12 protein-coding genes are annotated in these 12,702 nt (G+C 37.6%); 8 read left to right on the top strand and 4 right to left on the bottom strand.

All coding sequences use genetic code 11. The annotated features are described in order from the left end of the window. Positions 1-687 carry a Crp/Fnr family transcriptional regulator gene (locus DRF59_RS01150; protein ID WP_115956459.1) on the bottom strand — a complete coding sequence of 229 codons (687 nt, stop codon included), beginning with the start codon at positions 685-687 and terminating at the stop codon, positions 1-3. A gap of 406 nt (positions 688-1,093) precedes the next feature. On the opposite strand from DRF59_RS01150, the gene DRF59_RS01145 reads away from it, so the two are divergent. Further along, positions 1,094-2,101 carry a PLP-dependent cysteine synthase family protein gene (locus tag DRF59_RS01145; protein WP_407643376.1) on the top strand — a complete coding sequence of 336 codons (1,008 nt, stop codon included), beginning with the start codon at positions 1,094-1,096 and terminating at the stop codon, positions 2,099-2,101. A 54-nt stretch (positions 2,102-2,155) separates the two neighbouring features. Beyond that, positions 2,156-2,884: a YoaK family protein gene (locus tag DRF59_RS01140; RefSeq protein ID WP_115956457.1), complete on the top strand. Its 729-nt coding sequence runs from the start codon at positions 2,156-2,158 to the stop codon at positions 2,882-2,884. 54 nt (positions 2,885-2,938) lie between these two features. On the opposite strand, the gene DRF59_RS01135 is transcribed toward DRF59_RS01140, so the two are convergent. The 3 genes from DRF59_RS01135 to DRF59_RS01120 form a co-directional block, all read right to left on the bottom strand. After that, positions 2,939-3,736, bottom strand: a complete 798-nt coding sequence (locus DRF59_RS01135; protein WP_115956456.1) for a DUF4249 domain-containing protein — start codon at positions 3,734-3,736, stop codon at positions 2,939-2,941. Between the two features lie 3 nt (positions 3,737-3,739). Next, on the bottom strand, positions 3,740-6,070 hold the full coding sequence (locus DRF59_RS01130; protein ID WP_115956455.1) for a TonB-dependent receptor: 2,331 nt from the start codon (positions 6,068-6,070) through the stop codon (positions 3,740-3,742). Positions 6,071-6,348: 278 nt separating this feature from the next. After that, positions 6,349-7,212, bottom strand: coding sequence for a PepSY-like domain-containing protein (locus DRF59_RS01120; RefSeq protein ID WP_115956453.1), 864 nt, complete (start codon positions 7,210-7,212; stop codon positions 6,349-6,351). An 891-nt stretch (positions 7,213-8,103) separates the two neighbouring features. On the opposite strand from DRF59_RS01120, the gene DRF59_RS01115 reads away from it, so the two are divergent. The 6 genes from DRF59_RS01115 to DRF59_RS01095 all read left to right on the top strand — a co-directional run bounded on the left by DRF59_RS01115 (position 8,104) and on the right by DRF59_RS01095 (position 12,620). Next, complete coding sequence (locus tag DRF59_RS01115) at positions 8,104-8,559, top strand: transposase (RefSeq protein WP_115956452.1); 456 nt, start codon at positions 8,104-8,106, stop codon at positions 8,557-8,559. A gap of 345 nt (positions 8,560-8,904) precedes the next feature. Then, a complete protein-coding gene (locus tag DRF59_RS01110) occupies positions 8,905-9,129 on the top strand; it encodes a hypothetical protein (protein ID WP_115956451.1) in 225 nt (74 codons plus the stop codon). A 16-nt stretch (positions 9,130-9,145) separates the two neighbouring features. Next, on the top strand, positions 9,146-9,286 hold the full coding sequence (locus DRF59_RS20880; RefSeq protein WP_167456631.1) for a hypothetical protein: 141 nt from the start codon (positions 9,146-9,148) through the stop codon (positions 9,284-9,286). Positions 9,287-9,543: 257 nt separating this feature from the next. After that, positions 9,544-9,885 carry a transposase gene (locus DRF59_RS01105; protein ID WP_115956450.1) on the top strand — a complete coding sequence of 114 codons (342 nt, stop codon included), beginning with the start codon at positions 9,544-9,546 and terminating at the stop codon, positions 9,883-9,885. 131 nt (positions 9,886-10,016) lie between these two features. After that, entirely contained in the window at positions 10,017-11,276 is a 1,260-nt protein-coding gene (locus DRF59_RS01100; protein ID WP_123873642.1) for a hypothetical protein, read from the top strand. A 201-nt stretch (positions 11,277-11,477) separates the two neighbouring features. Continuing rightward, positions 11,478-12,620, top strand: coding sequence for a helix-turn-helix domain-containing protein (locus DRF59_RS01095; protein ID WP_115956448.1), 1,143 nt, complete (start codon positions 11,478-11,480; stop codon positions 12,618-12,620). Positions 12,621-12,702 lie beyond the last annotated feature (82 nt).

Raw genomic sequence — 12,702 nt, 5'->3', positions numbered from 1 at the left:
TCAGTAGAAGTTTGCGATATGGATTAATTGCTTAAAATCAGTAATTTTTATTTTTCTTCCTTCTGTTCTGATCAGCTTTTCCTGCTTGAAATCATTGATAATTCGGGCCAGGGTTTCCCTTGCGGTTCCCACCATATTGGCAAGATCAACACGGGATAAGGAAATCAGGACTTCTGTTTCATGAGGAGCATTCGTTTTATATTTATCATGAAGGATCAGTAAGCTTAGGGCGGCCCTTTCCCTGACAGTGCGGTGGGACAGAACGGCAATAAGGTTGGCCATCACACTAAACTCATGGCTTAAAGATTTCAGTAATAATCTGGAAAACACCGGGGACTGATCCATGATTTCCAGAAAACTGTCTTTCGGAATGAATGAGATAACAGAATTTTCCAGTGTGGTGGTGGTATCCCCATAGGATTCATTACTCAATATTGCAGAATATCCGAAGAATTCTCCTGAACTGTAGATATAGATAATCTGTTCCCGGCCGTCATTATCTACCTTGTATTTCTTTATTTTACCTTCATTGAGATAGTAAATTCCATTGGGTTTTGTACCGTCAGCAAATACGGCCTCATCTTTCCGGTAATTCTTGGTCTTCATTGCCTTCAGCAGTAAATTCTTGTCATATTCGGGAAGTTCATCAAAAAGATATTGATTGTTAAAGGTAAACTTTGAGATCATAATTGTTATATCAGGACTATTGGAAAACGTTCATTTTTTTAACTTAAATCACATTTTAAGCAGATTTATCTCACTAAATTTTTTAACCAAAGAGGTTACTTTTACAAAAGTATAAAATAGATTTTGAAATGGCCGGAGAATATCTCTGATTGTGCAGATGCCGGAACCTTTTTACAGATCTTTCCGCATATACAGGGAAAAACACTGGCCGTTCATGAATAATAAATGCTTACCTGAAGTAAGGATATAAAAGCACTGGATAAAAATTTAAGTTGATATGTTTTTAACGGTTACCCTCTGACATTTCTAAATTATTTTTTTTTTTACTTATTTATTTTATCCAGTTTTTCACTCTTTTCTGAAAAGATATATCCCCTTTTAAAGCAGGTAGCCAGAGTAGTAAATAATGAATGTATTTGATAATATTTTAGAGCTGATCGGGAATACGCCTCTTGTAAAACTAAACGGGATTATGAAGGAGGTTCCCGCTGCTGTATATGCTAAACTTGAATCCTGTAATCCGGGACATTCTACCAAAGACAGAATCGCTGCCCATATCATAGAGACTGCTGAGAAAAAAGGAGTTTTAAAGCCAGGAGCAACCATTGTAGAAACCACTTCAGGAAATACCGGATTTTCCATAGCCATGATCAGCATTATTAAAGGTTACCGGTGTATACTGGCGGTCAGTAATAAGACCAAACCTGAAAAAATTGCCTATTTAAAAGCTTTAGGAGCGAAAGTATATGTATGCCCGGCGGATGTGCCTGCTGATGATCCCAGATCTTACTACGAAGTTGCTAAAAGAATTGCCGCAGAAACTCCGGAATCCATTTATATCAACCAGTATTTTAATGAATTGAATATTGAGGCCCATTATACGGGTACAGGTCCTGAAATATGGAAACAGACAAAAGGAAAGATCACCCATATCTTTGCATGTTGCGGTACCGGTGGAACCTTGTCCGGGACAGCAAAATTTTTAAAAGAACAAAACCCTGATATTAAGGTAATAGGGGTAGATGCTGATGGATCTGTTCTGAAAACATATCATGAAACCGGAGTCATTAATTATAATGAAATTCATTCTTACCAGATTGAAGGACTGGGTAAAAATCTTATTCCCGGAGCGTTATTATTTGATCAGATAGATGAATTTATTCGGGTGAATGATGAAAATTCCGCTTTTGCAGCCAGGGAAACAGCGCTGAAAGAAGGAGTTATGGGAGGCTATACCACAGGAGCCGTAGTACAGGCTTTAAAACAATATTCTGAAAGCCACACATTTTCCGCAGAAGATATTGTAGTGCTCATTTTTCCCGATCATGGATCACGTTATATTTCGAAAATATATAATGATGAGTGGATGGAGTCTCAGGGCTTCAGTATACAAAACCTTGAAGAAGTCCTGTAACTGCATATCATAGTTATAAGATCATTTGGAAATTGAACTGTTTAGAATTTTGTTATGTTCAGGCACAGAGGAAAAAACCGGACTTATTTTCACAACCTTAAACTGGCTTCAGCCCTTTCATTTGTTGCCGGGATTGTAAATATTACGGGAGTATTGTCTGTGAATATACTGACAACCAATATAACGGGGCACTTTGCTTTCTTCTCCGAAGAGATATTTCTTAAGAATTACAGTAATGCATTGGTATACCTTTTATATATTCTGTTTTTTCTGGCCGGGGCTTTCTGTTCAAGTCTGATTGTGGAGTTTTCTTCCGGCCGTAAAAAACTTCGTCCACATCTTATTCCCCTCGTTATTGAAATCCTGATCCTTGGTTTTGCAGGACTATCAGATATCAAAAAGCTGGGCATTACAGTTTCTGCCTACACCATTGCTGCACTGCTGCTTTTTGCGATGGGACTACAGAATTCCCTGGTCACAAGAGTCTCGCAGTCTGTAGTAAGAACCACACATCTTACCGGGCTTTTTACCGATCTGGGTATAGAGCTGTCAAAGCTGTTTTTTAAACATGAAGAAAACGGATATAGGCAGTTGAAAAAAAATATTATGCTGAAGCTGGTTATTATTATCTGTTTTTTCAGCGGCTGCATGATTGGAGGATTGTTGTATAAAATACTGCATCTGAAAACACTTTTGTATGCAGCAGGACTAATGATCTTAATTATCCGGTATGATAAGGTGTTATACCGTTATTATGCCCTGAAAAGAAAACTTAGATTATAAAAAAGCTGTTCCGGTATTTCAGAACAGCTTTTTGCTATGGATGGTCGGGTTTAGCTACTGGATGATATAACTCCTTCTGCTTTCCGTATGGGCAGAGAAATACCCTAAGGCTCCGTTACTGATGTTGCTCGGAGGATTGGCAGGGGTAACCCCTCCACCTCCTGAAATATCAAGGAGGGCGCTGTAGTAGGTAAATATATTAGGGTCAATACTCTGCATTTCAACATGGATGGTATCGCCTGCTACCACTTCATGGTCATTCCCGTCGTTGTCATCATTAGGAAGCATCAGCGGGCGCTGGTTGGGAAGTCCGTTATTCACATTGTCTGAAAATACATTGAGGGTCTTCCTGGTTAAATGATTGATGGTAAAACTGAAAAGATACCGGTTCCCCAAAGCTGCAGGATCTGTAAAGATAGGTAAAAGGGTATAGCTTGTTTTATCTCCGAAAATAAAGGAGTCCTGCTGCAGTCCTTCAAAAGGAACCGCCTCCGGCATTGTACTTTGTGCAGTGTATTGTTTTCCTTCCGCCTGTACGTTCAGGGTATAGGTTCTGCCCGGCACACCTGTAAAAGCTGAGGTCTGGTATTGTCCCTGGCCAATGTACTGGAGAATTTCTGTTTGTCCGGTATTGTCACTCAAAGTTACTTTTGCGTCGGTAATAGCCGGATATTGGTTGTTTTGGGAAACGGCAACGGATTTTGTTATTCTTACAGTATAGGGCCCGGCCTGATCTGTAATATTGCCTTCAATAACAATATTTCCGCTCTGGTCATCCAGGTCCAGGTCGATTTCTTTCTGGCAGGAGGATAAAGCGAACAGGGATAATATGATAAGAAATGTATTTTTCATGATTTAGAATTTGAAATTATAAGTAATGTTGGGAACCCAGCGGAATAATGAGGTCTGCATGGCACGGGTTGTTCCCGGGTTATTCGGGTTGTCTTCAAAGGTGATGGTATAGGCATTTTCACGTCCGTAAAGATTATAGATCCCAAATGTCCACGAGCCTTTGAAGCGCTTATTGGATTCCGGCTCATAAGTAGCGCTCAGATCCATCCTGTGGTACGCCGGCATACGGTCTGCATTCCTGTTGCTGTACTGGAATATGGTCTGCCCGTTCAGTTCATATTTTCCGGTAGGAAAGGTGACTGCATTTCCTGTACTGTAGAGGAAAAGTCCTGAAAAAGACCATTTCGGATTCAGCTGATAGGTTGCTACGATGGAAAGATCGTGCGTTTTATCCATTCTGGCGTTGTACCACTCATTATTATTGATCCCGTTTATCTTTCTTTCTGTTTTGGAAAGCGTATAGGAAATCCAGCCGGTCAGTTTTCCGCTTTTCTTTTTGGCGATAAGCTCAAGCCCGTAAGCTCTTCCTTTTCCGAACAGCAATTCACTTTCTACATCAGATCCGGTATCAAAAGAGATCTGGGCTCCGTTTTTGAAGTCGATCTGATTTTGCATGGATTTGTAATAGATCTCAGCATTGAGTTCATAATTATTGTTTTTGAAATTTCTGCTGTAGCCTGCGCTGATCTGGTCTGCAATTTCAGGCTTTACACTATAGCTGCTTCCTATCCACTGGTCGGTAGGATTTCCACTGTTGCTGTTGCTGAGAAGGTGAAGGTTTTGCGTATTCCGGGAATAACCTCCTTTTATACTACTCACTTCATTGATGCGGTAATTGGCTGTAATACGGGGCTCAGGGTTGACGTAAGTTTTTCCGAATTTTCCCTTTTCTAAAAAACGGCTGCTGATAAGAACTCCGTTTTCATAAGTATTGAACGTGTCTCCTCCGAGTACACTGAACAGAGAAAGTCTGATCCCATAATTAATAGTCAGCTTTTCTGTAGCTTTAAAATCATCATTGATGTAGAGTGCATTTTCCCATGAATACCTTGGATTTCTTGGAAAACTGCTCACACTGGTTCCGGAAGCACTGCTTGGGGTAATAGTATGATAAATGGACTGCAGACCAAAACGGACTGAATGCCTGTTTCCGGCAAACCAGGTAAAATCCTGCTTAAGGTTCCAGTCCCGTATTCTTGAGTTCATATCAAATACATTATCATTACTTTTCAGACTGATCTTGTAATCATAATTGCTGTAAATCAGGGAAGTATTGGAGAATAATTTACTGCTGATAATGCTGTTCCAGCGTAGGGTAGCAGTGGTATTTCCCCAATCAGTTGAGAATGTGTTACCCAATCCCAGAACATCTCTTCCAAAATATCCGGACAGGTACAGGCGGTTGTTTTCATTAACCCGGTAATTGGCTTTCAGGTTAAGATCATAGAAGTACAGCTTATTGTCTTTGTAATCCTTATTGGCTTTAAGAAACAGGTCAGCATAGGTCCTTCTGCCAGACACAATGAATGAAGATTTTTCCTTTTGGATAGGTCCTTCTACGCTCAGTCTGCTGCTGATCAGCCCGATTCCTCCGTTTACATTGTAATCCTGATTGTTTCCGTCCTTCATTTTAACATCCAGTACGGAAGAAAGGCGGCCTCCATATTGGGCAGGGCTGTTTCCTTTAATAATGCTGGCATCTTTCAGGGCATCACTGTTAAAAGTACTGAAAAAGCCCAGCAAATGAGAAGCATTATACACCGGTGCTTCATCCAGTAAGATAAGATTCTGATCGGTAGCACCTCCCCGTACACTGAATCCGCTGCTTCCTTCACCATTGCTTTTGATGCCGGGCAACAGCTGTATTGTTTTCATAACATCCTTTTCCCCGAAAAGAACGGGCAGTTTTTCTATACTTTTAATGTTCAGGGTTTCAGTTCCCATCTGAGCGGTAGAAAGATTTTTGTCTTTTTTAATACCGGTGATCACTACTTCATCAATGGCTTTGGAAGGGGTATCCTGCGGGACAAGCGGTAGATCAAGTTTCAGGTTTTGATTTACAGTGACCTGTTGTTCAAAATCTTTATATCCGGGACTGGAAATCACAATCGTATAATTTCCTTGCGGTAAGGATAAAGAATAGAATCCGTATTCATTGGCAATCACATTGATGGAAGGGTCTTCACTTACTTTTACCGTGACTCCGATCAGCAGTTCACCATTCTTTTTGTCTTTCACCGTTCCGCTTACGGAATAGGTCTGCTGTGCGAGTACAAAGGTGCTGAAACAGAGCGCAGCAGTGGCTGCGGTAATTTTAAAAAAGGATGTTTGCATTAGTTTTGTTTAAAGTAGTAGATCTCTTTTATACAATTCCGGTTTTATCTGATGCTGGATTAGTTGGAAGAACAGGGGATTCGTTACATACGAAAAATATTAATATTTTCTGCTTAGTCTGTGGTTTAGTTTTATTCTACAAACAGGATTATGCTGAATTTATTGCTTTATTTCCGGTATATTGATAAAAAAATAAAGCTGTCTCCATGAAGGAGACAGCTTTTCGGACAGAATCTGTCCGGCTAGTGTACAATTATTTAGTTATTGAGGTTTAATTATTAATCATCAATACCCAGAAAAATTCCATTGATATCAAACTTCAGATCCACTCCATTGGAGATTTCAGTTTTATATCCGTAGATTTTCTTTTTGATCCCTTTGACAAACAGGGGTACCGGGTAGTTTTGCTGGGTATATAACAGAATAGGAGAAGGAATTATGCTGCTGGGAATCTTATGATATTTATTTTCAACTTCCATCCAGTTTCCTTCCGGATCAAAATCAATTTCAGCACCGTTGGACAGTTTTAATTCATACAGGATGCCGTCACTGTCAATGACTTTATTTTTTACCACAGATGACACCGTGATTCCCGGGAAATGGGTTTCTGTAAAAATCCTGCTTTTTTTTGGAAGGCTGCTGTATGAAATTGAAATTTCACCAGAATCATTGTCCGTTTCTGCACTCATGAAGTTCCCTGAATTATCAAACTTAAGTTCTACATCATTGGATAATTCCACTTCATAGCCATAATGCTCTTTATCAATATCTCTGATGTACACCGAAGCAGAATAATGCTGATTTACATAAGATAGGATATTGGGATGCACCATATTATCGGGGATTTTTTTTTGATGACCCTCAATATCTGTAGGGCTTCCTTTAACATCAAAATTTATTTTAAAGCTGTTGCTGAGCCAGGTCTTATAAAGTGTACCGTCTGACTCGGGATTATTCTTTTTTACAGCCTGTGTTACGTAGGCATCCGCAAAATTTTCGGTGATTATTTTCTGACTGGCAACAGGAAGGTCAGCATATGTAATTCTGGTTTCAGTACTTTCAATATCATCTTTACTGCATGAGCAAACCGCCAGCAGGCTGCCACTGCACAGAGATGCTATTAATATCTTTTGTAGTTTCATAATATATGGTAAGGATTAACTGGGCAAAGCTATTTCTAATTCAGCGTATTAGATTGTGAAAAAGGTAAAAACATACACTGACAATTCATCAGTGTATGTTTATTTTTTCATAAATGTTTGTTGTTTAGATAGATAATGAATATTTATAAAAGGATATTTCCTGTTCTTTATTTTAACAGGGCAAAACCGGAAAATGAGAAATGACCTTTAATATTTGTTTTTTTATTTTATAACGCTGGGGTCTGACATATGATCTTGATTAAAATTCCATCATTATTTTTTTCATCTCTTTTTTGGTAAATAAAAGTCATATTAAATATCAACACTTGGTGAAAAATAATTTAATGTTTCGAATTATTTTCATTTTTTTTTACTTGAAAAATAAAATATGATAGGCTTAAATCCTGAATAAATTCTTTTTTTACGAATATTCTGCCGATTTTTTTTACTAATCTGTTAGTTTGATTAAGTTATTGCATTTCAGCGTTTTAATTGTTTTGTAAATCAAATTTTACAAAATGTCAGTGTTGATTTTTACCTTTTTTTATTTATGCTTCATTGTGAAGCTTTAGTTTTGCTCCATCAAAATTAAGAATAACATCTATCTAGTGAATTTAATCAGATCTATTCAGAAAGTATTCATAATATGTTACTATTAATTTTTTTTAAACAATAATACATCCCTAAGTATTTTGTGCAGATGGACAGTTTATTGAGCATACCTTAAAATTCAAATGATGAATTAAACAAATGATGAAAAACAAACACAAAGATGAAAAGTATGCTTGAAACAACTTCCCGATGAGGAGGTTTCCTCCTCATCCTGTCTGTCTGGCATACCTACACGATGCATTTGGGATCATAGGTAACTTAATAAATAAACATTGAGCCATGGAAGATTTTAGAAGTATTCACATAGGGAATTTTATCAGAAGAAGAGTAGATGAATCAGGATTGGAAATGGATCGCATTATTGGATTTATGAAAAGAACGGAAGAGGAAATTCTGGAAATGTTTACTTGTTCTTCTCTTGATACTGAAGTACTGCTTAGGTGGAGCAAATTGTTACGATATGATTTTTTCAGGCTATATACTCAGCATATTATGCTGTATGCTCCTACAGGAAAAGATCTTATGAATGAGAAGAAGAAAGAGAAGGATGGAGAGACTTCGCTACCTGTATTCAGGAAGAATATTTATACTACTGAAATCATCCAATTTATTCTTGGGCTTATTGATACCGGAGAAAAAACAAGGCAGGAAGTTATGGAAGATTATAAAATACCAAAGACTACCTTATATAAATGGCTGACCAAATACAAGCAGCAAAAACCTGATGAAGACTGAGGTTATTTAGATACATAAATAATTATTTGACATATCATCATAACACAATTGAAAATATAGTGAAGCATTCTTAAGTTAAGTGTTTTGTGTAGACCCTGTAGGCTGTCGAAGGTACAACACCTGGTAGTAACAACAATTCGTTAGTAATTACTTTCGCAGCCTGCAGATGGGGAGGATCCCTCCCCATTAGGTCTTATTTGAAGCATTCATATATAATTTGAGTATGAATAATACTGCCTTCAACTAATAAAAAAGGAAAGAAATTTTGGGTTCCTATCTCAAAGAGTTTTTAATAAAATTCATTGGGAAAAAGAACATTTGTACAACCATTAAACATAATTCCCAATGTTTTTAAAAATCAAAAATAAATTCGTGAATTATAATCTGCTGGGCAAGACGAAAAAGCAGGTGTATGAAAGAATGGAGAGAAAACCGGATCAGATGGAAGACGATTTATGGAGTTACATCGTAGATACCTCATGGATGGTGCAGAAAACGACATTGCATATTGAATTTGAAGATGATAGAGCTGTTTATCTGTCAGTAAAGGTAACATACAAATGGAGGTAAAGCTATTATTAGAAATTTGATCGGAGGACAATCATACAGATTACAAACGGGGCATTACAGACCATTTACTCTTCGTAAACTTGATTATCGTAGTCCGGGAGTACCCTCTTTAGGGACAGCCAATGCCACCTATATTGAAATCAGAAAAGTAAGATAACGGTGCAGTTGGGTTAATTCTTACAGATCAGAGTGAAATACGATTCTTAAACATACGATGATGAAAAAGCAATTCCCTGCTTTATGAAACAGTAACCTTTGATCTGTACTTAAATTTCTAACCGGTGAAAAGAAAAGTCATCTGCCATTGGTTTCATAAACACACAGGCGATGCCCGGATACTTTATCCTACTCAAAAAAACACACCATGTTACTACAATCAATATAATATTCTTTCACTACCAAAATATACTCATTATGAGAAATCAAAAAATAATTCAAAATACTCCTGATTACAAGAGAATCTACAGTGACCTTATTGAACTGAAATATCCTGAAAAGAAGGATGTATGCAGTATACTTCTTGAAAAAAATACGATGACAGCGCTTGATGTAATCCAGATCAACAGGATTATATTCGGCAAAAGCAGGAAGAAAAGAATCCACCGGTCCTATGATAAAAAATCAATTTTGAAAATCCTGAAGTACCAGTCTGAAAACAGGATGAATAATGTGGAGTTATCAAAAGAGCTGGGGATCAGTCGTAATACAATAGCAAAGTGGAAAAAATCCTATAAAGAAATATCCGGTGTGATTTAAAAATACTTTTTGAGGGTCGGAGCTTTATCCGGACCTGATTAAAAACAAAGACGTTATCTCCATTTACCGGAGTGATTAAATATAGTATTTCAACATATTAAGCTAAAAAATACCATTGATAACCAAATTTTATGAACAATTCTAAAAAAATTATAATGTTTACGGCAGCCATGATAGGCTGTATGCAGACGGTGAAAGCTCAGGTGGGCATTAATACAACACAGCCAAAAGGAGCATTTCACGTGGATAGTAAGAAAAATAATCCGCAGGATACTTTAGAGCTTCCTGATAATGAGAAATTTTCTGATGATTTCACCATAACATCTGACGGGCGGATAGGAATAGGCAAAATAGCTCCGGACCCTTCTGCCATACTGGATATTGCATCCTCTGATAAAGGAGTTTTAATTCCAAAGGTAGTGCTTAACAGTCCTACGGATAGTATCACTATTGCCACACCTGCTTCGGGATTACTGGTATATAATGAAGGAATCGGCCAGCTGAAATATAAGGGATTCCTGTTTTGGAACGGAGCAGAGTGGAAAGCCATCAATTACTCTACAACCAAAACACCTGTGGTTCAAAGTATCAACTGTAAGAATGCCTCAGCATTTCCTATTCAGTTTATCTCCGGACAGCCTTATGAAGGGGTACTGACACTTCCCTATACTTTAGGGAATGGAGGAGCCTATGCTGGAGGCCCTGCACATACCCAGAACGGACTTACTTTTACCTTAAATGAGGGAGTTCTGAACAGTGGAAACGGGACGGCAACCTATTCAATTTCAGGGATACCGGATTTCTCGTCTCCCGATACGATATCTGTACCTTTGAACTTTCTCGGAAATACATGCGCTGTCTCATTGGGAAATAACAGCTCATCATTTGCTGTGGGAGAAGTAAAGTCAGCCAGAATCACGGTACCTGCTTCTGTGTTCAAGACCAGCGGCCCGAATGTAAAGGTAATGTATTCTAAAACAGCTTATACCACAACGAACAGAAGAGGAGGATATCTAACGGCTGCCCCCTCCGAACAGGCTAAATACATTGAAATTAAAGGATTGAGAATGGATTTTATGAGTAAGTCAATCGGAACAGATGATATCAGTCCCAAGCTGTATAATGTAACTAATGAAACAATCAAATACAATGTATCTTCCCTTTCAACCGGAAACCAGAATATAGGAGGGGGAGGAGCGAGTATAGTTCCACAAGCCTACAGTTTTGTAATCGATGGAGATGACCAGTTCTCAACGATACCGGGAACTACTGCAGAATATATGAACGTCATGCTGACTTTTCCGGATGGTGAATGGTACAACTGTACCTGGCATGCAACTCAGGATAGCTCCAATTATTATTTTTATATGACGGCTCAAAGACTGAATTAGGATAATCAATGGCAATGGAAAAATAACAATATAAAACAGATAATTGTCAGAGAATCATGCAGGCCTTTATAACGGAGCCCTGTTTTTTTGCACAGTATCTTGTTGAAGAAGCTGTTTGCTTTTTAAGAATAAAATATTATAATGAAAATCATGTAAAAACCTGATCTATAATTTTATATTTTTGTATAATTTATTATTGGTATGGCAGAGCTTTTGAAATACATCTATACTTCTCTACCTATGATTTCTTCCCTTACCTGTGGGATGCTTTTTGTTATTGCATATCAGCAGGAGTTAACCAAAGTAGAGCATCAGGCTAAGAAATTATTATGTGTTTATTTTATTCTTATGGCCATCAGCTGGTTCCATGCTTTGCTATATCCCGGATATGAGCCTTTTTTAAAATATCTGATCCCGTTAACCTGTCTGGTTATTCAGATCACTCAGGTTATTTTTTATCATTATATCTACCTGCTTACCCCGCTGAAAAAGAAAAATCCCCTTCATATAAAGCTGCACTATATTCCTCCCTTCGTTCTTTGTGTGGTTATAGGCATTTTTATGATTACCTATCTCTATACCGACCAGTTTTCTAATGATGATATTCCCACTTTTTTCAGGCCGTATGTTATAGTATCATCTCTGTTTTATATGGTATTTTACATTATATTGGGAAGCATGCGCATTATAAAATACAGGAGAAGGCTGATGGAAAACAACGGGACAAAAAAATGGAAAGCAATGTTCTGGATTGTATACCTTATGTTTCTGAAAGCTATATTTATTGTTTTGCTTACGTTTAACCGGCTGGAACCAGGATTTATTACTGTAATGATGATGATAGTTCTTTCTGCCCAGCACCTTATTATTGTGTATAATATGCTGATGAAAAACTATAATATATTGTCTTCTAATGAAAATCATGTTATCATGATTACAGGAGGAGAAGTCATTTCATTGTTAAAAGAAGATGGGGTACAGAAAACCCAATTAGAAATGGATATGGTTCCGCTTCTTACCAAAGAAGAACTTGAATCCTATTATGAAAAAAACAAGCCTTATCTGAACGCAGGGTTTAAGATGAATGATCTGGCAGCCTATTTTGAAACCAACAGAACTTATCTTTCCGGATTTATAAATAAAACGTTCGGGGTGAATTTTTCCCAGTATAATAATCTTTGGCGATTGAAAGAAATGGAATACCTTCAGAAAAATGGTGATTATCAGGATAAGACCCAGGAGGAGCTTTCCCTGATGGCGGGGTTCGGTAATGTACGGTCGTATTGGAGGGTTAAAAAAAGCTTTGATCAGAAAGATCTATCTAAAGAAAATAGTAAGTTATAGGAAATATGGAAATTAAACATTTACTTCTGCTCATATCTTTTTCTGTTGCCGTATTTTCTGCTTTTTTCTGCAGCATACTGCT

Origin of the sequence: Chryseobacterium flavum (genome assembly GCF_003385595.1) — a bacterium.
GTDB lineage: Bacteria > Bacteroidota > Bacteroidia > Flavobacteriales > Weeksellaceae > Chryseobacterium > Chryseobacterium flavum.
The sequence above is the reverse complement of the archived record's forward strand: the minus strand, read 5'-3'. Positions and strand labels throughout refer to the sequence as shown.

Excerpts from the sequence above, each read along its gene's own strand:
- DRF59_RS01100 (WP_123873642.1), top strand. The coding sequence starts at position 10,017 with ATGAACAATTCTAAAAAAATTATAATGTTTACGGCAGCCATGATAGGC.
- DRF59_RS01115 (WP_115956452.1), top strand. The coding sequence starts at position 8,104 with ATGGAAGATTTTAGAAGTATTCACATAGGGAATTTTATCAGAAGAAGA.
- DRF59_RS01135 (WP_115956456.1), bottom strand. The coding sequence starts at position 3,736 with ATGAAAAATACATTTCTTATCATATTATCCCTGTTCGCTTTATCCTCC.
- DRF59_RS01110 (WP_115956451.1), top strand. The coding sequence starts at position 8,905 with ATGTTTTTAAAAATCAAAAATAAATTCGTGAATTATAATCTGCTGGGC.
- DRF59_RS01130 (WP_115956455.1), bottom strand. The coding sequence starts at position 6,070 with ATGCAAACATCCTTTTTTAAAATTACCGCAGCCACTGCTGCGCTCTGT.
- DRF59_RS01095 (WP_115956448.1), top strand. The coding sequence starts at position 11,478 with ATGGCAGAGCTTTTGAAATACATCTATACTTCTCTACCTATGATTTCT.
- DRF59_RS01120 (WP_115956453.1), bottom strand. The coding sequence starts at position 7,212 with ATGAAACTACAAAAGATATTAATAGCATCTCTGTGCAGTGGCAGCCTG.
- DRF59_RS01105 (WP_115956450.1), top strand. The coding sequence starts at position 9,544 with ATGAGAAATCAAAAAATAATTCAAAATACTCCTGATTACAAGAGAATC.
- DRF59_RS01140 (WP_115956457.1), top strand. The coding sequence starts at position 2,156 with ATGTTCAGGCACAGAGGAAAAAACCGGACTTATTTTCACAACCTTAAA.
- DRF59_RS01145 (WP_407643376.1), top strand. The coding sequence starts at position 1,094 with ATGAATGTATTTGATAATATTTTAGAGCTGATCGGGAATACGCCTCTT.
- DRF59_RS01150 (WP_115956459.1), bottom strand. The coding sequence starts at position 687 with ATGATCTCAAAGTTTACCTTTAACAATCAATATCTTTTTGATGAACTT.